This is a genomic window from Moraxella oculi (assembly GCF_023336735.1).
Classification (GTDB): domain Bacteria; phylum Pseudomonadota; class Gammaproteobacteria; order Pseudomonadales; family Moraxellaceae; genus Moraxella; species Moraxella oculi.
Window position 1 is genome coordinate 1 of record NZ_JAMBAQ010000061.1, and the last position, 677, is coordinate 677.

1 protein-coding gene is annotated in these 677 nt (G+C 45.9%); it reads right to left on the reverse strand.

What is annotated here, in order from left to right; translation table 11 throughout:
• On the reverse strand, positions 1-677 hold a 677-nt coding region (locus tag M2R47_RS09380), incomplete at both ends, for a DUF637 domain-containing protein (RefSeq protein ID WP_249102531.1).

Sequence of the window (677 nt, forward strand, 5' to 3'; positions counted from 1 at the left end):
CTATGGTAGCACCAATGGCACCTGCATTGCAATCATTGCCAGAGGCTTTGGCGGACAGACAGCCTGTTAAGCCTGCTGCCAGTTTGTGGGATAGGTTTTCACTTAGGGTGTTGCCATCTAGGTTTTTGACAATGTTTGAGAACGCTTGTTGGGTACCGACAGATGCCAGTCCAGCTTTAAGGTTCTTTTTTAAATTCTCCTCAAGATTACTGCCATAGATGGCAGATTCTAATAGGCTTTTGCTGGTACTGTCAGTGATGGCTTTAATGGTTCTTTGGTTAAGATTTGCTTTGGTGATGTCTGTGTTTTTTAGTCCTAGGGTTTTATCAATCTTATGGCCAATACCAGCACTGGCTAAGGCAAAGGCAAGCTGTTTGACACTGTCTTTAGACCCAAGTTCTTTTAATGTCGCTTTGATGTTACCTTGGTTATTAATCAAACTGATGGCAGCTTTGTTGGTCAGTGTGTTAAAGGCGGTACTTGCCATGGCACCGATGGTGTTGCTTTGAAAGGCGGTCGTTGCAGCACTGGCAATGCTACTGCTTGCACCACCCGTTGCTATGCTAAGGGCGATGGTAACAATCGCCGCCCCTGCTGGAGTGAGTCCTTGCTGTTTATAGTCCCAGTCTTCATCGGTTAAGATGAGTTGTTGCCAGTTGATGTCGTCTCGCTGAGTT